This window comes from Defluviimonas salinarum (genome assembly GCF_026013545.1).
Lineage (GTDB): Bacteria > Pseudomonadota > Alphaproteobacteria > Rhodobacterales > Rhodobacteraceae > Albidovulum > Albidovulum salinarum.
Window position 1 is genome coordinate 1 of record NZ_JAPDOG010000033.1, and the last position, 20,018, is coordinate 20,018.

The window sequence follows — 20,018 nt, forward strand, 5'->3', positions numbered from 1 at the left end:
GGCGCAGGGTCGCAACCCGTTACGACAGATGCGCCAAGACCTTCCTTTCCGCCGTCGCACTCGCCGCAACCGTCCTGTTCTGGCTTTGACGATCAATGAGTCTGGAGCCTAGACGCCCTCGCCAAACGGCAGAAACAGCTTCAGGACCAGTTGAGCGCATCGAACAAGCCCGACCGGAAAGGCCGCGGCGGGAAGTCGGACGCCGAGAAATTGGGCAATGATCTAGCGGAACAACTGAACCGCCTGAAAGCGGTCCAGTACGAACACGAGGCCGTCGCGAATAGCACATACAAGAGCGAGGAGGCCACCAAGCTCTTCGGCGAGGCTATGGCACTGACCGGCGGTCACGTGGACTCCGCCACACTCGCAATGCTGCGGCAGATCGATGTGCAAGCGCGTCTGACCGAGGCTGCCCGGAAGGCCAGCCGCGACCCGGTGAAAGAGTGGAAGGACTCGGTCCCCGATTGGATCGACGCCAGCGCCACGATCAAAACCGAGGCCTTGGATAACCTGTCCGGAGCCCTGAGCGACGTGTTTGCCACGGGCGAGCTGGGTCTACAGTCGTTCGCGGAGTCCATGGTCCGCGTCTTCGCCGACCTCCTCGCCGATCAAACGGTGAAAGCGTTCCTCGATATGCTCGCCTTTTCCGGTTCCTGCGGGGGTAGCTCCAGCATGCTCGCACAATTCGCAATGGGGCTCTTCGGTGCTCACTCGGAAGTCGGGTACTCCGACCGCCCGGCGATGGGATCGGCAGCCATGCCCATCGCGGCTTTCGCGCATGCCCCGCACTTCCGCGAGGGGACGGCGAACACGTCCGGTATTCCCGCGGTACTCCACCCGAATGAAGCGGTAGTCCCGCTTTCCAAGGGGCGGAAGATTCCCGTCGATATGGGGGGCGCAGGAACCGACGGTGGCAGCACGTCTGTATCTTTCTCGGGCGACGTGATCGCGAACGTTCATGTCGAAGGCGGCGGCGAGCTCTCGGACCCAAAAGTTGCGGCGAAATTGTCCTCGACCATCGCCGAAACCATCCGCCTGAAAATTCAGGAGGAGATTGCGGAGCAAGTGCGATACGGCGGTCTTTTGAACCCTCGCGGGGCTAGCTCCGTCAGGTTCTGATTAACTTCGGCCCGGTTGCTCCTAGCCGGGCCCACGGGGACGCGCTTGGCGGTGTCGGTCCCCACAAAGGCGGGCGGGTTGCCGGTGTTTCCCTCCACCGGCACCCCGCCAGCTCAACAACAGAGGTTCAAATGGCAGGTTACGTTTCACCACCCGCGCCCCATCCGCTCGGCCAACATCGCGAGGAAATCGAAGAGCTGCGAAAGCAGAAGGGACTCGACGAGAAGGGTTTCCCGGTTCGGCGGAAGAGCGGCGAGTCGTCGGACGACGGCGGGCGCGGCTGACGCCGCCCTTCACCGTTTTTGCAATGCTTTTTGCCATGCTTTTCATGTGACAAAAGATCGAATCCGCAGGAAAAAGGCACATCCGCCATTTCGGGCGACGCCACGAAAATGCGCCCCGAGGCTAGCTATAACCTTGTGTTTTATATGGTTTTTTCGGTGATCTTGAGGGCGTGGAGGTGGTGCCCAGAGCCGGAATCGAACCAGCGACACGCGGATTTTCAATCCGCTGCTCTACCAACTGAGCTATCTGGGCACCGGGGGCGTTACCGCCCGGCCCGGCGTTCTTAGGCGAGTGCCGCGTGGCTGTCCAGAGGGATTCACCGAAAAAGTGACCGTCGGCAAGGCATATGTCCAGCGCCTTTCGTCGCCCCCCGCAGCGGCGGAGCGAGCGGCGCCCGCCCATCAATGCGGTCGCCGTTCCGGCAGTTCTTCGTCGCCCGGAACATCGTCGTCTTCGCCGGGAATCGCATAGGCCCCCGTCAGCCACCGGCCGAGATCGACGTCGGCGCAGCGCTTCGAGCAGAACGGCCGGTACTTCGGGTCCGTCTCCTTGCCGCAGATCGGGCAGCTCATTCCGCGCCTTCCCCGAGAAGCGCCGCCAGGGGGCGCCGATCTCGCTTGCGCTGGATTTCGAAATTGCCGAGCGGCGTCCAGCCCGCGAGGCTCGTCTCGGCCGCTTCGCCCTTGAAGGCCGCGCGCAGCTGCTGGTCGAGCGTGGCGCGGTCGCGCTTCGGCATCGGCGCGAAATCAACCGTGACCTGGCCGCCAAGCCCGCGCAGCCGCAATTGCCGCGGCAGTTCGCGAGCGGCGGCGATATTGGCCTTGAGGCCGGCCGCGGGCGAGGTGTCGGCGCCGGTGTTCACGTCGACCGCGATCAGCGCCCGGGTCGGCTCGATCGCCATGTGCGCGCTGCCCGACAGCAACACGACGGGCGTCAGAAGCGCGTCGATCATCTCCTCGACTCCGTGGCGCGCGAAGGCGTCCGCACCCTCGGCGATCTCGTCCGGCGCCGGGTCGGACCAGTCGCGCCAGGCCTCCTCATGTGGGCCCGGCGCATCGACCAGAAGCTCCGGCGCGCCGCTCACGTCGGCCAGCACGGCTTCGGCCAGTTCCCGCATCTCGGCGATATCGGCGGCTATTTCCTCTGCCTCCGACCCCTCGGCGGCCGAACGAAGGATCAGGCCCGATGTTGAACCGGCCATTGCTAGGGCCGCAATCTCCTCGAGCCGCGCGCGTTCCTCGGCATCGCGGATCCGCCGCGAGACGTTGAGGCCGGGCGCGGCGGGCGTGACGATAGCGAGCCGGCTCTTGAACAGAAGCCGCGTCGACACCGGCAGGGCCTTGCCCGGCTCGGCGTGGCCCGCGACCTGGACGAGGATCTGCTGCCCGGAGGACAGGCCCCCGGTCTCGCGCAGAAAGCCTCGGGTACCCGGCAGGCGCACGAAGACGCCGCCCTGCCCCTTCATCTGCCGGTCGACGGTGCCGCGCAGGATCGCGCCGGGCGCAAAATCCACCTCGTCGGCGGCCTCGACGAGCAGGTCCTCGAGCCGCCCGTCGACGACCAGCGCCGCGGCCTCGCGGCCGCGATACGTCCCGAGAACGACGACCCGGCCCTTCATGCGTCCACTCCGTATATGTCGATCCCGGCGGCTTCCAGGAGATGCGCGGTCTCGGCGACCGGCAGGCCGACCACCCCGGTAAACGAGCCCTGAAGCCAGGGAATGAAGGCGCCGAACCGGCCCTGGATGCCGTAGGCTCCGGCCTTGCCCTGCCATTCGCCGGAGGCAAGATAGGCGTTGATCTCCATGTCCGACAGTGGCTTCACCTTCACCACGGTCTCCACCGCGCGCTCCCAGAGCCGGTCGCCGCGCTTGACCGCCACGGCGGTGATCACGCGGTGGCGCCGGCCCGAGAGCTTCAGCAGGAACTCCGCCGCCTCGCCCGCGCTCACGGGCTTGCCGAGGATCCGGCGGCCGAGCGCCACGGTGGTGTCGGCGCAGAGCACGACCTCGTCGGCGCTGGCGGGCAGCGCCTCGGCCTTCTGCCGCGCCATGCGGGCGCAGTAGGGCTGCGGCAGTTCGCCGTTCAGAGGGGTTTCGTCGATATCGGGCGTGCGGATCTCGTCCGGCTCTAGGCCGAGCTGCGCCAAAAGATCCTTCCGGCGCGGGCTGGCCGAGCCGAGAATGAGGCGCGGGCGCACCTTACTTGAAGCGGTAATTGATCCGCCCCTTGCTCAGGTCATAGGGCGTCATCGTCACCTGAACCTTGTCGCCGGCGAGAACGCGGATGCGGTTCTTGCGCATCTTGCCTGCCATCGTCGCGATGATCTCATGGCCGTTTTCCAGCTCGACCCTGAACGTCGCGTTCGGCAGGAGTTCCTTGACGACGCCCGGGAATTCGAGACCTTCTTCCTTGGCCATGGTCACTCCATAGTTGTTCCGCCCGGGTCCACGCCGGGCGCGCACTAATTGCGCCCGATGGCGCGCGATTTCAAGCGCAATCTCAGGTTTCGGCCCGGACTGCAACCTTGTGTAGCTGGGAAAGCTGCTCGGGCCAGTGGCTGAGGTTCAAGACGCCGCCATCGGCGCGGACCGCCGCGATGGCTTCGCGCGAGACCTCGGCATAGGTCCAGCCCGGCTGGCCGAACGTGCCTTCGGCGAGGATGCCGGTCGCGGGAAAGCCGTGATCTGGCGGGCCGTAGATCGAGGCAGCGCCGGTGTTCTCCTCCATCCCGTAGCACCAGTGCGCGACACCGACGATCGGCGCATGCACCGCGACGAGCTGGTTTTCGAGCGCGCGGGCCATGGCGCCGACCCGGACACGGGTGAAGCCCGCGAGCGTCTCCGTCGCGGAGGGCACGAGCAGGATCTCGACACCCGCCTCGGCAAGCGCCCGGCCCAGCAACGGGAACTCGCTGTCGTAGCAGATCAGGATACCGATCCGGCCGAGCGCGGTGTCGAAGACCTGCAGCCCGTCGCCCGGCACGACATGCCAGCCGTCGCGTTCCCAGCGGGTCATCATCGCCTTGTCCTGATGGCCAAGAAGGCCGTTCGGACCGAAGAAGCTGGCGCGGTTCACCGGGCGCCCGCCCGCATGGGCAAGGCCGAAGGCCGGGCCCGAGGCCGCGAGGATATGGACCCCGTGCGCGGCTGCAAGGCGGGCATGCAGCGCCTCCGCCGCCGGTCGGTGCCGGTCCACCTCGACCAGCGCGCCGGCGATGTCGCCCGCGACCGCCTGGCCGCCGAGCGAGGCGAGTTCCATCGCCGCATATTCCGGGAAGACCAGAAGCTCTGCCCCCTGCCCCGCCGCCTCGGCGACCCAGGCGGAGATCTTGGCCTCGTAGGTCGACCAGTCGTCGAACCAGTCAAGCGGATAGGCGGCGGCGGCGACTTTCATGGTCTCTCTCCCGTCGGTCTCAGAGCTCTCGGATCCAGAACTGCATCGGCTTCGTGGTCGGCTCCGCCTCGCCGATGTCCTTCCAGGAATACTCGGCCACCGCCCCTTCGAGCGGCGCGTAGCCGCGCTTGCGCCAGAAAGCGTCGAGCGGCCGGTAGCTCGCCGGATGGAGCGGGTGATCCTCAGGTCGCACAACCCGGCAGAAGGCCGAATGGCTGCGGCCGAGCTTGCGGGCATGCGCCTCGCGCGCATCGAAGAAGGCATGGCCGAGCCCGCGGCCGCGATAGTCCGGCAGCAGCACCGATTCGGCGCAGTAGAAGATGTCCGTCAGGTGAATCCCTGTCCCGGTGAAGGCCGCGCCGAATTCATCGCCATGCTCCTCCATCGGCGTGCCGGTGGAGGCGCCGACCAGCCGGCTGCCGTCGAAGGCGCCGACGAGGATCGCGTTGGGGCTGTGGCGATAGGTCTTGAGGTAGCGCTTCTCGTAGCCGAGATCGCCGTCATAGAGATAGGGCCAGTCGCGGAACACCGCGATCCGGAGCTTCGCCACGTCGTCGAGTGCCGCCTCGAGCGCGTCGTCCTCGAGGACAAGAACCTCTATTGTCATGCGGAGACCTGCCGGATCCAGTCCTGGAGGTTGTAATAAGTCGTCACGCGGGTGATCTTGCCGTCCTTCAGCGAGAAGAACCCGCCCGCCGGCAGGACGTATTTCTGGCCATGCGCCTCGGGAAGGCCGGGATCGGTCTTGAGATAGGTGCCGTTCACCACGAATTCCGCCGCGCCCCGCGTGCCGTCCTCGTTCGAGAAGACGACCATGTCGGTCAGCTCTTCCTTGTAGGTCTCGCTCATGTGGCGGCAGAAGTCGGCGAAGGCCTCCTTGCCGAGCCGGGTCGCGCCCTCGTTCACGTTATGGGCGAACTCGTCATGGAGCGTGTCGAGCATGGCGTCGGTGTCGCCACGGTTGAAGGCGGCGTAATAGGCTTCGATCGTGGCGCGTGTCATGTCTCACTCCATTGGCTGCGGCGCGCACCATATTGCGCAGGGCGGGGACTTCCCATCCCCGTTGCGTCAGTTTCCGGCCGCTTTGCGGCTATTGCGGTTCCGTCGGCGGGCCGAAGCGGCGGATCATCCGGGCTTTGATCTGGTCACGCGCCAGCCGGTAGGAGGCGAGCTTGGCCTCGCGTGTCTCGCCGATTCCAGTCGCGTCCATCACCGGCCAGTATTCGACCTCGAGGTGGAAGAAGCGGGTGAATTCCAGCGCCTGGCGCTGGCTCGCCGGCGAGAGCGCCACGACGAGATCGAATCCCGACAGGTCGTCGCCCCATTGCTGCATCTCCTCGAAGCTGCGCGAGCGGTGGCGCGACAGCTCCACGCCAATCTCCTGGCAGACCGCGACCGCGAAGCCGTCGACCTCCAGATCGTTGTGGACCCCGGCCGACTGCACATAGCAGGCATGGCCGTAGAACTTCTTCATCATCCCTTCCGCCATCGGCGAACGGACGGCATTGTGATCGCAGCAGAAAAGCACCGAGTGCGGCAGCGTACGATCCAAGCTCACCCTCCGAAGTGCAGCACGCAAATGAGGGTGAAGAGCCGCCGCGCCGTGTCGATGTCGAGCTCCGCCTTGCCTTCGAGCCGTTCCTGCAACACCCGCGCGCCCTCGTTGTGGATACCGCGCCGGGCCATGTCGATCGCCTCGATCTGGGAGGGCGGCAGGCGCTTGACCGCCTCGAAATAGCTCTCGCAGATCTGGAAATAGTCCTTCACCACCTGCCGGAACGGGCCGAGCGACAGGTGGAACTCCGCCACCCTCTCGCCGCTCTCGGTCTCGATGTCGAAGACGAGCCGCTTTTCGCGGATCGCCAGACCAAGCCGGAAGGGCCCCTCGGGCGCCGTGTCGCCGTCCTTCGCCGGCAGCTCGAAGGAATTGTCCTCCAGGAGATCGAAGATCGCGACCTTGCGTTCCTGCTCCACTTCCGGCGTCGGCGCCGCCAGTCCGCGGTCGTCGATCTCGATTTGGCAGATGCGGCTCATTGCGCCTCCCTCCGGTTCAGCTGGTCGAGCCGGGCGCGGACCGAGAGGCCGTGCGCCTCGAGGCTTTCCGAGATCGCTAGCCGCTCCGCGGCGGGACCGATCGCGGCAAGCGCCGCCGGCGTCATCTTCGCGATGGTCGTGCGCTTGAGGAAATCCATCACCGAAAGCCCGCTCGAGAACCGCGCCGACCGCGCCGTGGGAAGCACATGGTTCGGCCCGCCGACGTAATCACCGATCGCCTCCGGCGTCCAGCGCCCGAGAAAGATCGCCCCGGCATGGGTGATCCGCTCCGCGAGCCCGTCGGGGTCGGCGACGCACAGCTCCAGATGCTCGGGCGCCACCCGGTTCGACAGCGCCGCCGCCTCGTGAAGATCGCGCGTAACGATAACCGCGCCGTAATCGCGCCAACTCGCCCCGGCGATCGCCCGGCGCTCCAGTGTCTCGAGCCGCTTCTCGACCGCCACCGCCACCGCCCGACCGAACCCTGCGTCGTCGGTCACGAGGATCGACTGCGCGCTCTCGTCATGCTCGGCCTGGCTGAGAAGGTCGAGCGCGATCCAGTCCGGGTCGTTGTCCCTGTCCGCGATCACGAGGATCTCCGACGGCCCCGCGATCATGTCGATGCCGACGCGCCCGAAGACGCGCCGCTTGGCGGCCGCGACATAGGCGTTGCCCGGCCCGGTGATCTTGTCCACCGGCCGGATCGTCGCCGTGCCGTAGGCAAGTGCGGCAATCGCCTGCGCGCCGCCGATCCGGTAGACGGTATCGACGCCCGCAAGCCGCGCGGCGAGCAGCACCAGCGGGTTGACCGAACCGCCCGGCGTCGGGCAGGCGATCACCAGCCGCTCCACCCCCGCGACCTTGGCGGGGATCGCGTTCATCAGGACCGAGGACGGGTAGGAGGCCAAGCCCCCCGGCACATAGAGCCCCGCCGCCGAGACCGGCGACCAGCGCCAGCCAAGCTCGGCCCCCGCCGCATCGGTCCAGCGCGCATCCTCGGGCATCTGGCGTTCGTGATAGGCGCGGACCCGCTCCGCCGCGAGTTCGAGCGCGGCGCGGTCCTCGTCGGACACCTTGGCGCATTCCGCCGCGATCTCGTCTTGCGTAAAGGCCAGCGTCTCCGGGCTGAGGTCGAGCCGGTCGAACTTCGAGGTCAGCCCGATCACCGCCGCGTCGCCGCGCGTCCGCACGTCGTCGATGATCGCCGCGACCGCCGCGTCGACATCCGGCGCATCCTCGCGCTTGGCCGACAGGAGCGCGGCGAAGGCGGTTTCGAAATCCGGCTCGGCGGTGGTCAGAAAGACTGGCATGGCGGCACTCCTCGATCCCGCCCCCAATACAGTCGCCGGACTTGCGCCTCAAGCATCCGAACGCACGCCATCGCCTGGTCGTGCGCGGAGGGACACAGGCCCCGCCTCAGAGCGCGGCGCGGGCGGCGAGCGCCGTCATCGCCTGATGCAGCTCATGCACCGCACTCGCCGCCATCGAGCGGAAGACCATGATCTCGAAGCTCTGCGCGCCGCTCCGGTGGAGGATCATCGCCATGTGGCCGAGCCCAGAGCGCGCCGCGCGCCCGACCGGGAACGCCCCCGCCCCGAGATCGAGCGGCACCAGCCGCGCCAGCACCGCCTTCGCCCCCCCGCCCTCGAGCCGCATCCGCGCCCAGGCGTCGCTCTGGTCGGTGAGCGCGGCGATGCCGGCAAGTCCCTCCGGCTCGGCGCCGATCAGAAAGGCCTGTCCGCGCCCGGTCCAGAGGCAGAGCCGCCCCTCGCCCCCGATGGACGTGCCGGGCCCGGGCCAGCCGAGGCCGAGCGCCTTCAGCGCCTTTCCGGCGGCGGCCTCCTTGCCGGCGAAGGGCGCGACGGAGGTGATCCGCTCCGGCGCGGGTTCGCTCAGCGTCACGCCGCCGGCCGAGACCGGCAGCAGGCCGTCACAGGCGGATTTTTCGATCAGGCTAGGCACGGGCACGGCCTCCTTCCGGGTCGAAGAAGATGGGGTTCATGACTTCGCAGACGACATCGGTGCCGCGCAGGTGGTCCACCAGCCGGACCCGCTGACCATGCCGGGCGCGGCCGTCCTTGAGGAACGCGAGCGCGAGATAGGTCTTCATCGTCGGCGAATAGCAGACCGAGGTGACATAGCCCTGATCGTTGGCCGAAACGGGCTCCGCCCCCTCGTTGAAAAGATGCGCCCCGGCGCCGATCTGGCGCGACATCGGGATCGGCCGGAGGCCGACGAGTTGCTCACGCTCCGGCCCGCCAAGGCCCTCGCGCTGGCTCGCCGCCTTGCCGACGCAGTCCTTCTTCGCCGAGACCATGCCCTGCAGCCCGATATCGAAGGCGGTGGTGCGGCCGTGGATCTCGGCGTGGGTGATGAAGCCCTTCTCGATCCGGAGCACGTTCAAGGCCTCCATGCCGTACGCCCCACCTCCGAGGTTCTCCGCCCGCGCCACGAGGTCGCGGTAAAGCGCCTCGCCGTAGCGCGCCGGCACCGCGATCTCGTACCCGAGCTCGCCCGAGAACGAGATCCGGAAGAGCCGCGCCTCGATCCCCATGATCCGCACGGTGCCGCAGGAGAGGAACGGGAAATCCTCGCCGTCGATCGGCGTTTCGAGCACCGAGTTCAAAAGCTCGCGTGCGAGCGGCCCGGCGACGGCGAACTGCGCCCAGGCCTCGGTCACTGAGATCATCCGCAGGTCCCAGTCCGGGCAATGCGCCTGGTGGACGAATTCGAGATGCCGCATCACCAGCCCCGCCGCCGCGGTCGTCGTCGTCATCAGGTAATGGTTCTCACCCCAGCAGGCGGTGGTGCCGTCATCGAGCACCAGCCCGTCCTCGCGCAGCATCAGTCCGTAGCGCACCCGGCCCGGCTTCAGCGTCGAGAAGGTGTTGGTATAGACGAGGTCGAGGAACCGGCCCGCGTCCGGCCCCTGGATATCGATCTTGCCCAAGGTCGAGACGTCGCAGATCCCGACCCGGTCGCGCACCATCAGGACCTCGCGGTCGCAGGCGTCGCGCCAGGTCGCCTCGCCCGGCCGCGGAAAGTAGGAGGGGCGGTACCAGAGCCCGGCCTCGATCATCGGCGCGCCGCGTTCGCTCGCCGCCTTGTGCGAGGTGGTGAAACGCTGCGGCGCGAAACCCTTGCCCTGCCCGCCCGCGCCCATCGCGGCGATAGAGACCGGCACATAGGGCGGCCGGAAGGTCGTGGTCCCGGTCTCTGGAATGCCCCGGCCGGTCGCGTCGGCAAGGACGGCCAGCGCGGCGACGTTGGAGTTCTTGCCCTGGTCCGGCGCCATGCCTTGCGTGGTGTAGCGCTTCATGTGCTCCACCGAGGCGAAGTTCTCCTGTGCGGCGAGCCGCACGTCCTTGGTCGTCACGTCGTTGGCAAAGTCGAGCCAGGCACGGTGCTTGCCGCCCGGCACCTCCCAATAGGCGCGGATCCGCACCGCGCCGTCCTCGGCCTCGGGCAGGTCGGCCGGCGCCGCGCCCCGCCCCAGCGACTCGAGCGCTTCGGCCGCCGCCGCCGCTCCCTCGGCAAGGCAGGCCCGCGTCGAGAACGTGCCGTTCGCCGCCCCCGCCGCCGTCAGGCCCGGGACCATCCCCGGCTTCGGCACGAAGGCCGCGATGTCCTCACGCCAGGCCGGGCGGCCGTTCATGTGGCAGGTGAGATGCAGCGCCGGGTTCCAGCCGCCCGAGACCGCGAGGCAATCGGTGACGATGCGCGAGACCTTTCCGTCCCGGTCGGCCACCACCACCTCGCGCAGCGACATCCGCCCGCCCGTGTCGATGACCCGCACGCCGGTCCGGACCGGCAGGTCGCCCGCCGCAGGTGCGTCGTCACGGGCGTCGATCACGCCCGCGACGTGCAGCCCCGCCGCGATCAGGTCGCGCGCGGTGCGGTAGCCATCGTCGTTGTTGGTCAGGATCGTGACATTCTGGCCCGCCGCTACGCCCCAACGGTTGAGATAGGCCCGCACCGCGCCCGCCGTCATCACGCCCGGCCGGTCATTGTTGGAAAACGCGATCTGGCGCTCATGCGCGCCCGAGGCGAGCACCGCCCGCTTCGCGACGATGCGCCAGAAGCACTCGCGCGGCAGCGCCGCCGCGGGGGTCGCGACATGCAGGCCCACCCGTTCGAGCGCGCCGTAGGTGCCGTTGTCATAGGCACCGATCACGCTCGTCCGCGGCATCAGCCGCACGTTCGGCATCGACGCGAGCTCGGCCACGGTCGCGGCCGCCCAGCCGGCGCCGGACTGGCCGCCGACCTCGTGCGTCTCGGCGAGAAGCCGCCCGCCCATCCGGTGATCCTCCTCGGCGAGGATCACCTCGGCGCCGCCCCGCGCCGCCTCCCGCGCAGCCATGAGGCCGGCGGGGCCGGAGCCGACCACGAGGAGATCGCAGAAGGCAAAGGCCTTCTCGTAATGCTCGTCGTTCGACTGGCGCGACAGCGCACCGAGCCCGGCCGCGCGGCGGATCGCCGGCTCGTAGACCGCCTCCCAGAACTTCCGCGGCCACATGAAGGTCTTGTAGTAGAAACCGGCGCTCAGATAGTTCGAGAAGAGGTCGTTCACCTCCATCACGTCGAAGCCGAGCGAGGGCCAGCAGTTCTGCCCCCGCGCCTCGAGCCCGGCGTGGATCTCCTGCAGCGTGGCGCGCACGTTCGGCACCTGACCCGCGCCGCGCCCCACGGTGACGAGCGCGTTCGGCTCCTCCGAACCCGCGGTCATCACCCCGCGCGGCCGGTGGTACTTGAACGACCGGCCGAAGACCCGGACGCCCGAGGCCAGAAGCGCCGAGGCCAGCGTGTCGCCCTGAAAGCCGGTATAGTCCTTGCCATCGAAGCGGAAGCCGACCGGAGCCGACCTGTCGACGAGGCCTCTGCCCTCGATCCTCATGCCTTCTTCCCCCTGCCCTTCGCGGCCGCCTTCTTGCCCTCTCGCCCGGCAACCAGCCGGGTCGCGAGGATCTCGTGGGTCACGGTGTTGCGCGTGACCTCGATCCAGGCCGCGCAGCCCATCTCGTGATACCAGAGGTCGCGCGTCTCCCCCGCCGGGTTGTCGCGCAGGTGCAGGTAATCGTCCCAGGCCTCCGGCGCGGCATCCGCGGCCGGTCGGTCGGCATAGACGGCATCGCCGTAGTAGTAGAACTCGCGCCGGTCGCGCTCGCCGCAGAGGGGGCATGTTATGCGCATGGGTCGTACCTCAATGCAGGTTGTGCTGGCTGCCGGTGCCTTCCTCGTCGAGGAGGCGGCCGGTCGCGAAACGGTCGAGCCGGTAGCGGCGGGCAACCTCGTGGCTTTCCCCGGTGGCCATCAGATGGGCCATGCACCATCCCGAGGCCGGCACCGCCTTGAAGCCGCCGTAGTTCCAGCCGCAGTCGATATAGAGCCCGCCGACATCGGTCTTGTCGATGATCGGCGAGCCGTCCGGGGTCATGTCCATGATCCCGCCCCACGACCGCAACACCTTCGCCTTGCCGATCATCGGCATCAGCGTCATACCCGCCTCCATCACATGCTCGACCATCGGCAGGTTGCCGCGCGCGGCATAGGAGGCGTAGAAATCGAGGTCGCCGCCGAAGACGAGCCCGCCCTTGTCGCTCTGCGAGATGTAGAAATGCCCCATCCCGAACGAGACGACATGGTCGATCACCGGCTTCAGCCCCTCGGTCACGAAGGCCTGCAGGATGTGGCTCTCGATCGGCAGCCGCATCCCCGCCATCGCCGCGACCTGGCCCGAGCGGCCGGCGACGATGATGCCGACCTTCTTCGCCTTGATCGCGCCCCGCGTGGTCTGGACGCCGGTGACGCGCCCGTCCTTGATGTCGATGCCGGTGACCTCGCAGTTCTGGATCAGGTCCACCCCGCGCTGGTCCGCGCCCCGCGCATAGCCCCAGGCCACCGCGTCATGCCGCGCGGTGCCGCCCCGGCGATGCAAAAGCCCGCCGTAGATCGGGAACCGGGTCTGCTCGAAGTCGAGATACGGCAGATGCCTCCGCACCCCCTCGCGGTCGAGAAGCTCGGCATCGTCGCCCTGGTTGATCATCGCATTGCCACGCCGCGCGAAGGCGTCGCGCTGGCCGTCGGAGTGGAAGAGGTTGATGAGCCCGCGCTGCGAATGCATGACGTTGTAGTTGAGCTCGGCCTCCAGCCCCTCCCAGAGCTTCAGCGAGTGTGAGTAGAACTCCTGGTTGCCGGGCAGGAAGTAGTTCGCGCGCACGATCGTGGTGTTGCGTCCCACGTTGCCGCCGCCGAGATAGCCCTTCTCCAGCACCGCGATATTGGTCAGCCCGTGGTTCTTGGCGAGGTAATACGCGGTCGAGAGCCCGTGCCCGCCGCCGCCGATGATGATGGTGTCGTATTCGCGCTTCGGTTCAGGGTCGCGCCAGGCCGGTTTCCAGCCCTTGTTGCCGAACAGCCCCTCGGTGAAGACCCTGAGCCCGGAATAGCGCATGACATCCCTCCCTGTCCGGTTCCACTGAACCGGCATGCGGCAGAGAATTCAATGCCTGCGGTGGATTTCCGCGCCGTTTCACGACAAGGTCATGTCGCAACTCCACTTTCGGTGGAAAAACATTTCGGCCGGCACCTTTCGGCACCGGCCGGCAAGCTTTGGGGAGCGGTGTCCTCGCGTCCTTGCTCGGTCAGTGGACAAGCCGGAAATAGCGGGCCGCGTAGCTGTTCCCCATGCCCTGGCCGTCGCAGAACCCGAACTTGCCGTTCGACGTCACGTCGGCCTTCCCGCCCGCGACGATCGACACGCCTTCGAACCCGTCCGCGTTGGCGGTCAAAGACACGTCGCCCGCAGCGAGGATCTGGCTGCCGTAGATACTGGTCTTAGCGGCAAACTCGACCCCGCCCTTGGTGACGATTTGCACGTCGCCTCCCACCACGCAATGATCGTTCTTGCCGATGACAATGTCCGACGAGGCGTAGATCGATTTCGCATCGGGATTGGTAGTGATGATCACCGCGTCCTGAATGACCGCGCCAGAGGCGATTTGCAGCCGGCAATCGGTGATGATCACCATCTTCACGAGGTTGAATCCCGATCCGATCTGCTTGTGGGTGTTGTCGTTCTTGCAGTCCATGTAATGGATGCGCCCGGTTTTGAACTTGGTCGGGTCGAGCCCGGTCGGACCGTTGGCCTTGATCGTGATCTGCGTCGGGCTCGTGATGTAGCTCCGGTAATACTCGCTGGGCGGGGTCGAAGGCGTCATGATCCCGACCACCGGATCGTTCGGCGCGTTTACGCTCTTGATGATCGTGTCGATGCGGTTGAGGACCCGGATCTGGTAGGAACTGTCGCGCAATGCCTCCTTCAAGCCCACATTCGAGGTGAATCCCGAACTCGGCAGTTCGAGGTTGCGCTTGTCCGGCATCGAGACGATGACGCCGGGATCGTAGAGGTTGTTGGAGCTGACCTTCACATAGTCCTGCGAATGCAGGCAGATCCCGTTGGAGAACCAGCCGTTCGACTGCATCTCCAACCGCAGCCGCGACACGATCCCTTCATCCTCGCAGTCCGAATAGTAGGTCTCGAACACCGAGGTGGAGACGACGTCCCAGGCGTCGTATCCCACGAGCCCCAGCATGTAGGTCATGACACCGTTGCCGTCCGCAACGGAGCGCCGTGTGGTAACCGCGACCGCACGGTCAGACCCGGCATCGGGGGTGAACGCGGCACCGTCCCAGGTGCCGAAAACGATGTCCTCGGGCTTGAGGACGGTACCGTACTTGCCGGGCGGCAAGGCGGCGGCGGCGATTTGGATCGCCTTCGCCTTTGCAACGTCCGCAGTATTGAGTTCGCGCGTGTAGAGCGCGGCATGGGCCGCCGCATCGGCGGCGACCTGGAGCTCGGTCTTGGAGGCCACGCCGCTGCCGTAGTCCACGGCCAGCCCGCCGACGACCAGCATGGCCAGGAACATGTAGAGGCTAAGGACGGTGATTCCGCCCTCTTCCGAGGACACGAAGCGGGAGATTTCAAACCGACGGCGGGTCATGCCTCAGATCTCCTTCAGATGCTCTGCGGTGACGTTCATCCATCCGCCACCGAAGATGTCGGCGACGCCGAAAAGGTCGAGATCCGCCATCGGCACGCTGACCGTCGTCGTGATCAGGCCCGCGACATCGGTGGTCAACACCTTTGCGTTCGGGGTAAATTTGGCGGTCTCGGCAAGCACGAAGTTCTGTGTCGCGCTCACGTCCTTGAGCCTGCCGATCGACATGTTGCGATTGGCGGCCTGAACGATCACCAAGAGCTTCGACTGGCCGTGAAAGACCATTGAGACATCGGCGAGAAATCCAAACAGGATGAAGAAGAACGGAAGCCAGATCACGGCTTCGACCGTAGCGGCCCCGTCGTCGCGCTTGACGAAGCGGGCCGCGAACGCGGACAACTTGGCGTGGCAGCTCATAATAACCGCTCTCAATTCGTCGCCCGATTCCTTCAGGCAACCCCTTCCCCCGCGTTATCTATTCACTCATAAAAAAGGCATTTGTGTGGCCAAGCGGGTTTCCGCCCAGCCGGCGGAGGAAGCGCCCGGACGTCGCGGAATTCGCTGCCATCCTGCCCCGCCCGGCCCGCGGCCCGCTCACCGGCAGGACACACGCCATTGCAGGGCGGCGCATCGGTGCGCCGCCGCTACGCCCAGTCCCAGGGCCGGGTGAACTCGCCGAGTTTCTGCTTCAGCGCCTGGGTGTCGACCTCTCCGGTCTTTTCGAGCCGCGCCACGAGGCCGAGTTTCTTGTCCTCGACAACCTCCTTCACGTGCACGGCGAATCCCGCCTCCGCGAGCGCCGCGTCATAGACCCGCTCGATCGCGCGCTTCCTCAGGTCGGGCTTGAAGATCTTGCCCACCGCGGTCTTCGGCAGCTCGTCGAGGATCTCGATATGCTTCGGCACCGCCGCGCGCTCGCGGATATGGGCTTTCGCGTGGTCAAGCAGTTCCTCGACGGTGACCGCCGCGCCCGCGACCAGCTCGACATAGGCGCAGGGCAATTCGCCCGCAAAGGCGTCGGGCTGGCCGATCGCGCCGGCGAAGGCCACGGCCGGATGGCCCATCAGCGCCTCCTCGATCTCAGCGGGGTCGATGTTGTGGCCGCCGCGGATGATCAGGTCCTTCGCCCTGCCGGTGATCCAGAGATAGCCGTCCGCGTCGATCCGGCCGAGATCGCCGGTCCTGAGATAACGCCCCTCGGCGAAGAGCGCGCGGTTCTTGTCGACCTCGGTATAGGTCGAGCCCTCGAAGACGCCGGGATTGGAAATGCAGATCTCGCCGACCTCGTCGGTGCCGCATTCCTTGGTGACGCCGCCCTCGGCATCGGTGTGCAGGATCCGCACATGGGTATAGGGCAAGGGCAGACCGACCGAGCCCACCTTCTTCGTGCCATCGACCGGGTTGCAGGAGACGAGACAGGTCGCCTCCGTCAGCCCGTAACCTTCGGCGATCTGCACGCCTGTCGCCTTCTCGAAACGGTTGTAGAGCTCCAGCGGCAGGGCCGCCGAGCCCGAGATCGCGATCTTGAGCGTCGAGACATCGGCATTCACGGGGCGCTGCATCAAGGCGGCGATGGCGGTCGGGACGGAGATCAGGAAGGTGACCTGCCAGCGTTCGATGAGCTTCCAGAAGTTGTCGAAGACGCCGTCGCCACGATAGCCGGCGGGCGTCGGCATCACCACATGCGCTCCCGCCGCGATCACCGACATGAAGACCGGATAGGCCGCGAAAACGTGGAAAAGCGGCAGCGGGCAGATCAGCACGTCGGTCTCGTCGAAGAGAAGCGTGCCGCCGAGCCAGCCGTTGTAGATCATGCCCGAGTAGAGGTGCTGCGCCACCTTGGGCATGCCCGTGGTGCCGCCGGTATGGAAGAAGGCCGCGACCCGGTCAGCCTTCGCATCCTCGAAAGTGAGCCGGTCGGCGGGCATCCTCGCGCATTCGGCGTTGAAATCCTTGACCACGGCCTTGTGCGCGACCGGGTTCTTGGGCCGGACGAGGGGCACGATCCAGGACTTCGGCGGCGTCAGGTAGCGGTTGAGATCGACCTCGAGGACGGTCTGCACACCCGGCGCGAGCTTCAGCGCGGCGGCGGCCTTCTGCGGAACGTCGGTCTTGGGGAAGGCCTTCAGCGTCACCAGCACCTTGGCCTTGGTCTCGCGCAGAATCGCGGCGATCTGCTCGGGCTCGAGAAGCGGGTTGATCGGATTGACGATGCCCGCGACCGCGCCGCCAAGAAGCGTCGCCCCGGTCTCCAGGCAATTCGGCAGGAGATAGGCGACGACGTCCTTCTCGCCCACGCCGAGGCTGCGGAAGAGGTTCGCTGCCTGGGTGACGCGGCCGTGGAGCTGGTTCCAGGTCCAGGTCTCCGCCTTCGCCTGCGGGTCCGAGAAGATCTGGAAGCTGATCGCACTGCGCGCGCCATGCGCGTCACGGGTTCTCGTCAGGAACTGGTAGAGCGTGACCGGCAGGTCGCGCTCCTCATACGGCATCTCGCGCTCGACCGCGTCCCGGTCGGCCACACCCGAAAACTTGCCCATCTGGTCTCTCCCCTCAGCCCGCTTGGCGGGTCCGCTTTGATCCGAAGATGCGGGCAAAGCGCGCGTGGGGCAAGACCGGCGCGGCAATCGCGACGCGGCGTAAAATCGACAGATGCCGACCGCGGCCACTGGAGCTGCGCGACAACCGGCGCGTCTATTCCGCCGCCAGCCCCTCGGTGAACTGCAGCCGCGCGAGGCGCGCGTAAAGCCCGCCCTCGGCCACGAGCCGGTCATGGGTGCCCGTCGCGACGATGCGGCCGTGATCGAAGACGATGATCCGGTCCGCCTTCTTCACGGTCGCAAGCCGGTGCGCGACGATGATCGTCGTGCGATCCTTCGACACGACCTCGACCGCCTTCTGCACCGCGCGCTCGCTTTCCGCGTCCAGCGCCGAGGTGGCCTCGTCGAGAAGCAGCACCGCGGCATCGCGCAGGATCGCTCGGGCGATGGCGATGCGCTGCTTCTGCCCGCCCGAGAGCATCACGCCGCGCTCGCCGAGCCAGGTGCCGTAGCCGTCGGGGAGCGCCGCGATGAAGTCATGCGCGGCGGCGGCGCGGGCCGCGGCCTCGACCTCGGCATCGCTCGCCTCGGGGCGGCCGTAGCGGATGTTCTCGCGCGCCGAGGCGGCGAAGATCACCGGGTCCTGCGGTACCAGCGCGATCGCCCGGCGGAAATCGGCCCGCGCCATTGCGTCGAGCGGCACCCCGTCGAGCGTGACGCGGCCCCGGTCGGGGTCGTAGAAGCGCAGGAGAAGCTGGATGACGGTCGTCTTGCCCGCCCCCGACGGCCCCACCAGCGCCACCGTCTCGCCGGGCTTCACATGCAGATCGACCGCCTCGAGCGCCGACTGCTCGGGCCGGGTCGGGTAGTGGAAGGTGACGCCCTCGAAGCCGATCTCGCCCCGGACCGGGCGCGGCAGCGCGACAGGCTTCTCGGGGTCGGTCACGCTGTCACCGGCGCCCAGAAGCTCCACCAGCCGCTCGGTTGCACCGGCCGCGCGCTGCAGTTCGCCCCAGATCTCGGACAAAGCCGCGACCGAGCCCGCCGCCATCACCGCGTAGATCACGAACTGCACCAGCGCGCCCGGCGTCATCGCGCCCGTACGCACGTCGCGCGCGCCGATCCAGAGGACGCCGACGACCCCGGCGAAGACGAGGAAGATGACGATGATCGTCATCACCGCGCGGGTGCGGATCCGGGCCCTGGCGGAATCGAATGCCTTCTCCGTCACCCGGCCGAAGTCCCTGCGCGAATGGTCCTCGTGGGTGAAGGCCTGCACCGTCTGCACCGCGCCCAGCGCCTCGGACGCCGCGCCGGACGAGGCCGCGATCCAGTCCTGGTTCTCGCGGCTGAGGCGGCGCAGCCGCCGTCCCTGGGTGATGATCGGCACGATGACCGCCGGCACGATCAGGAAGACGAGGCCGGTGAGCTTGGCCGAGGTCAGCATCATCAGCACGAGCCCGCCGACGAGGATCAGGAGGTTCCTCAGCGCCACCGAGACCGAGGAGCCGATCACCGACAGGATCAGGGTCGTGTCGGTGGTGATCCGGCTGATGATCTCGCCGGTCAGGGTGCGTTCGTAGAAGGCGGGGCTCATCCCGATCACCCGGTCGAAGACCGCGCGGCGGATGTCGGCCACGACCCTTTCGCCGAGCCTTGTCACGAGGTAGTAGCGCGCCCCGGTGCCGAGCGCGAGCAGCGCCGCGATGCCGATCGCGGCGCCGAAATAGCCGTCGAGCAGCTCCGCGCCGTTGCCGAACTCGTCGATCACCCGGCGCACCGCCTGCGGCAGGAGAAGCGAGACCGAGGCCGTCAGCGTGAGCGCGAGACCGGCGAGCACGACGAGCCCCCGATACGGGGCAATGAAGGGCCAGAGCCCGCCGAGCGCGCCGACGCGCTTCGACGCGGCGCGATCCTCGACCGCGGTGGATTGATGTCGTGCCATTGCGCCTCCGTTCCTGCCCGAGGGTTTAGGCCGAGGGCGCGCGCGGGGCAAGCGGCGCGAAAGTCGCAGGGGCCCGAGACGCCGCGACGCAATGAACGAGCGAATATCTTGACAATGTGCAATATTCTTCGACTGCAACCAGGATATTCCGCAGATATTTCGAAGAAAATTGCGTCATCCTGAAAATGAGGGACGGATTGCGGCTCGGATCGGGCGACACTGAACCACCCGAAGCCTCGGGGCATAACAAGGGAGAGAGAAATGGCAAACATATATGTTGCCGGTTACGACGGAAGCACCGCCGGCCGACGGGCGGTGGACTATGCCGTCGCCCGGGCAGAAGCGGCAGGCGCCGAATTGCTCGTCGCACATGTGCTTGAATGGTCACCCTATTCCTTCCTCACGCCGGAGGAGATCGCCGAGCGGCACAAGCGCCGCACCGAGGAGCTGAAGCGCGCCGAAAGCGCCGTGACCGGCCCGCTGGCGGCGGATCTGTCCGGCAGAGGCGTGAAAATCTCGACCGAGATCCGCTATGGCCATGTCGCCGAAACGCTCTGCGAGATCGCGAAAGAGCATGGCGCATTACAGATCTTCATCGGCCGGACCGGCCATTCCACGGTTGTAGAGCGGCTCTTCGGCTCTGTCGCGGGCACACTCGCGCAGATCGCGCCGGTGCCCTGCACCATCGTGCCTTGACCGGAACAGC

At 67.2% G+C, this 20,018-nt stretch carries 21 protein-coding genes, 1 tRNA gene and 1 pseudogene; 4 read left to right on the forward strand and 19 right to left on the reverse strand.

Translation table 11 applies throughout. From position 1 onward, the window contains the following. From OM960_RS21730 to OM960_RS21740, 3 genes and pseudogenes are all read left to right on the forward strand, one after another. Positions 1-89, forward strand: a pseudogene (locus tag OM960_RS21730) (IS5/IS1182 family transposase); the annotation flags it as partial. A gap of 61 nt (positions 90-150) precedes the next feature. Continuing rightward, entirely contained in the window at positions 151-1,119 is a 969-nt protein-coding gene (locus tag OM960_RS21735) for a phage tail tape measure C-terminal domain-containing protein (protein ID WP_264773432.1), read from the forward strand. Positions 1,120-1,250: 131 nt separating this feature from the next. Continuing rightward, a complete protein-coding gene (locus OM960_RS21740) occupies positions 1,251-1,403 on the forward strand; it encodes a hypothetical protein (protein ID WP_264773433.1) in 153 nt (50 codons plus the stop codon). Between the two features lie 177 nt (positions 1,404-1,580). Here the strand turns inward: OM960_RS21740 and OM960_RS21745 are convergent. From OM960_RS21745 to OM960_RS21835, 19 genes are all read right to left on the reverse strand, one after another. Next, positions 1,581-1,656: transfer RNA gene (locus OM960_RS21745), tRNA-Phe, on the reverse strand. 149 nt (positions 1,657-1,805) lie between these two features. Beyond that, positions 1,806-1,976 (reverse strand): DNA gyrase inhibitor YacG, encoded by a 171-nt coding sequence (locus OM960_RS21750; protein WP_263340209.1) that lies wholly within the window; start codon positions 1,974-1,976, stop codon positions 1,806-1,808. Next, positions 1,973-3,022 (reverse strand): ribonuclease E/G, encoded by a 1,050-nt coding sequence (locus OM960_RS21755; protein ID WP_263340206.1) that lies wholly within the window; start codon positions 3,020-3,022, stop codon positions 1,973-1,975. The genes OM960_RS21750 and OM960_RS21755 overlap by 4 nt, the downstream gene beginning before the upstream one ends. Then, positions 3,019-3,603: a Maf family protein gene (locus OM960_RS21760; protein ID WP_263340203.1), complete on the reverse strand. Its 585-nt coding sequence runs from the start codon at positions 3,601-3,603 to the stop codon at positions 3,019-3,021. Before OM960_RS21760 ends, OM960_RS21755 begins: the two co-directional genes overlap by 4 nt. A 1-nt stretch (position 3,604) precedes the next feature. Then, entirely contained in the window at positions 3,605-3,823 is a 219-nt protein-coding gene (infA, locus tag OM960_RS21765; RefSeq protein WP_263340199.1) for a translation initiation factor IF-1, read from the reverse strand. Positions 3,824-3,905: 82 nt separating this feature from the next. Then, the gene (locus OM960_RS21770) at positions 3,906-4,799 is read right to left on the reverse strand and encodes a carbon-nitrogen hydrolase family protein (protein ID WP_264773434.1); all 894 of its coding nucleotides are present in this window, start codon (positions 4,797-4,799) and stop codon (positions 3,906-3,908) included. A gap of 19 nt (positions 4,800-4,818) precedes the next feature. After that, complete coding sequence (locus OM960_RS21775) at positions 4,819-5,406, reverse strand: GNAT family N-acetyltransferase (RefSeq protein WP_264773435.1); 588 nt, start codon at positions 5,404-5,406, stop codon at positions 4,819-4,821. Then, complete coding sequence (locus OM960_RS21780) at positions 5,403-5,801, reverse strand: ketosteroid isomerase-related protein (RefSeq protein ID WP_264773436.1); 399 nt, start codon at positions 5,799-5,801, stop codon at positions 5,403-5,405. The genes OM960_RS21775 and OM960_RS21780 overlap by 4 nt, the downstream gene beginning before the upstream one ends. Before the next feature lie 88 nt (positions 5,802-5,889). Then, positions 5,890-6,288 carry an arsenate-mycothiol transferase ArsC gene (locus OM960_RS21785; protein WP_411709825.1) on the reverse strand — a complete coding sequence of 133 codons (399 nt, stop codon included), beginning with the start codon at positions 6,286-6,288 and terminating at the stop codon, positions 5,890-5,892. 65 nt (positions 6,289-6,353) lie between these two features. Next, positions 6,354-6,833: a UPF0262 family protein gene (locus tag OM960_RS21790; protein WP_263340187.1), complete on the reverse strand. Its 480-nt coding sequence runs from the start codon at positions 6,831-6,833 to the stop codon at positions 6,354-6,356. Continuing rightward, positions 6,830-8,143, reverse strand: coding sequence for a histidinol dehydrogenase (hisD, locus tag OM960_RS21795; protein WP_264773437.1), 1,314 nt, complete (start codon positions 8,141-8,143; stop codon positions 6,830-6,832). Before hisD ends, OM960_RS21790 begins: the two co-directional genes overlap by 4 nt. Before the next feature lie 106 nt (positions 8,144-8,249). Beyond that, positions 8,250-8,795 carry a sarcosine oxidase subunit gamma gene (locus tag OM960_RS21800; protein WP_264773439.1) on the reverse strand — a complete coding sequence of 182 codons (546 nt, stop codon included), beginning with the start codon at positions 8,793-8,795 and terminating at the stop codon, positions 8,250-8,252. Further along, complete coding sequence (locus tag OM960_RS21805) at positions 8,788-11,727, reverse strand: sarcosine oxidase subunit alpha family protein (protein WP_264773440.1); 2,940 nt, start codon at positions 11,725-11,727, stop codon at positions 8,788-8,790. The genes OM960_RS21800 and OM960_RS21805 overlap by 8 nt, the downstream gene beginning before the upstream one ends. Beyond that, on the reverse strand, positions 11,724-12,023 hold the full coding sequence (locus tag OM960_RS21810; protein ID WP_263340178.1) for a sarcosine oxidase subunit delta: 300 nt from the start codon (positions 12,021-12,023) through the stop codon (positions 11,724-11,726). Before OM960_RS21810 ends, OM960_RS21805 begins: the two co-directional genes overlap by 4 nt. A 10-nt stretch (positions 12,024-12,033) precedes the next feature. Then, the gene (locus tag OM960_RS21815) at positions 12,034-13,284 is read right to left on the reverse strand and encodes a sarcosine oxidase subunit beta family protein (protein WP_263340176.1); all 1,251 of its coding nucleotides are present in this window, start codon (positions 13,282-13,284) and stop codon (positions 12,034-12,036) included. A gap of 190 nt (positions 13,285-13,474) precedes the next feature. Then, positions 13,475-14,833 (reverse strand): pilus assembly protein TadG-related protein, encoded by a 1,359-nt coding sequence (locus OM960_RS21820; RefSeq protein ID WP_264773441.1) that lies wholly within the window; start codon positions 14,831-14,833, stop codon positions 13,475-13,477. 3 nt (positions 14,834-14,836) lie between these two features. After that, the gene (locus OM960_RS21825; RefSeq protein WP_263340170.1) at positions 14,837-15,229 is read right to left on the reverse strand and encodes a TadE/TadG family type IV pilus assembly protein; all 393 of its coding nucleotides are present in this window, start codon (positions 15,227-15,229) and stop codon (positions 14,837-14,839) included. A 245-nt stretch (positions 15,230-15,474) separates the two neighbouring features. Next, positions 15,475-17,367 carry an acyl-CoA synthetase gene (locus tag OM960_RS21830; RefSeq protein WP_263340167.1) on the reverse strand — a complete coding sequence of 631 codons (1,893 nt, stop codon included), beginning with the start codon at positions 17,365-17,367 and terminating at the stop codon, positions 15,475-15,477. Positions 17,368-17,521: 154 nt separating this feature from the next. Continuing rightward, the gene (locus tag OM960_RS21835) at positions 17,522-19,312 is read right to left on the reverse strand and encodes an ABC transporter transmembrane domain-containing protein (protein ID WP_264773442.1); all 1,791 of its coding nucleotides are present in this window, start codon (positions 19,310-19,312) and stop codon (positions 17,522-17,524) included. A 261-nt stretch (positions 19,313-19,573) separates the two neighbouring features. Here OM960_RS21835 and OM960_RS21840 point away from each other — a divergent pair, with 261 nt between their 5' ends. Next, positions 19,574-20,008, forward strand: coding sequence for a universal stress protein (locus OM960_RS21840; RefSeq protein WP_264773443.1), 435 nt, complete (start codon positions 19,574-19,576; stop codon positions 20,006-20,008). Positions 20,009-20,018 lie beyond the last annotated feature (10 nt).

Bases quoted from the DNA above. Each gene is read 5' to 3' on its own strand.
- OM960_RS21815 (WP_263340176.1), bottom strand. From the start codon at position 13,284: ATGCGCTATTCCGGGCTCAGGGTCTTCACCGAGGGGCTGTTCGGCAAC.
- OM960_RS21790 (WP_263340187.1), bottom strand. From the start codon at position 6,833: ATGAGCCGCATCTGCCAAATCGAGATCGACGACCGCGGACTGGCGGCG.
- OM960_RS21740 (WP_264773433.1), top strand. From the start codon at position 1,251: ATGGCAGGTTACGTTTCACCACCCGCGCCCCATCCGCTCGGCCAACAT.
- OM960_RS21810 (WP_263340178.1), bottom strand. From the start codon at position 12,023: ATGCGCATAACATGCCCCCTCTGCGGCGAGCGCGACCGGCGCGAGTTC.
- OM960_RS21820 (WP_264773441.1), bottom strand. From the start codon at position 14,833: ATGACCCGCCGTCGGTTTGAAATCTCCCGCTTCGTGTCCTCGGAAGAG.
- OM960_RS21835 (WP_264773442.1), bottom strand. From the start codon at position 19,312: ATGGCACGACATCAATCCACCGCGGTCGAGGATCGCGCCGCGTCGAAG.
- OM960_RS21840 (WP_264773443.1), top strand. From the start codon at position 19,574: ATGGCAAACATATATGTTGCCGGTTACGACGGAAGCACCGCCGGCCGA.
- OM960_RS21780 (WP_264773436.1), bottom strand. From the start codon at position 5,801: ATGACACGCGCCACGATCGAAGCCTATTACGCCGCCTTCAACCGTGGC.
- OM960_RS21775 (WP_264773435.1), bottom strand. From the start codon at position 5,406: ATGACAATAGAGGTTCTTGTCCTCGAGGACGACGCGCTCGAGGCGGCA.
- infA (WP_263340199.1), bottom strand. From the start codon at position 3,823: ATGGCCAAGGAAGAAGGTCTCGAATTCCCGGGCGTCGTCAAGGAACTC.
- hisD (WP_264773437.1), bottom strand. From the start codon at position 8,143: ATGCCAGTCTTTCTGACCACCGCCGAGCCGGATTTCGAAACCGCCTTC.
- OM960_RS21830 (WP_263340167.1), bottom strand. From the start codon at position 17,367: ATGGGCAAGTTTTCGGGTGTGGCCGACCGGGACGCGGTCGAGCGCGAG.
- OM960_RS21805 (WP_264773440.1), bottom strand. From the start codon at position 11,727: ATGAGGATCGAGGGCAGAGGCCTCGTCGACAGGTCGGCTCCGGTCGGC.
- OM960_RS21750 (WP_263340209.1), bottom strand. From the start codon at position 1,976: ATGAGCTGCCCGATCTGCGGCAAGGAGACGGACCCGAAGTACCGGCCG.
- OM960_RS21785 (WP_411709825.1), bottom strand. From the start codon at position 6,288: ATGGCGGAAGGGATGATGAAGAAGTTCTACGGCCATGCCTGCTATGTG.
- OM960_RS21755 (WP_263340206.1), bottom strand. From the start codon at position 3,022: ATGAAGGGCCGGGTCGTCGTTCTCGGGACGTATCGCGGCCGCGAGGCC.
- OM960_RS21770 (WP_264773434.1), bottom strand. From the start codon at position 4,799: ATGAAAGTCGCCGCCGCCGCCTATCCGCTTGACTGGTTCGACGACTGG.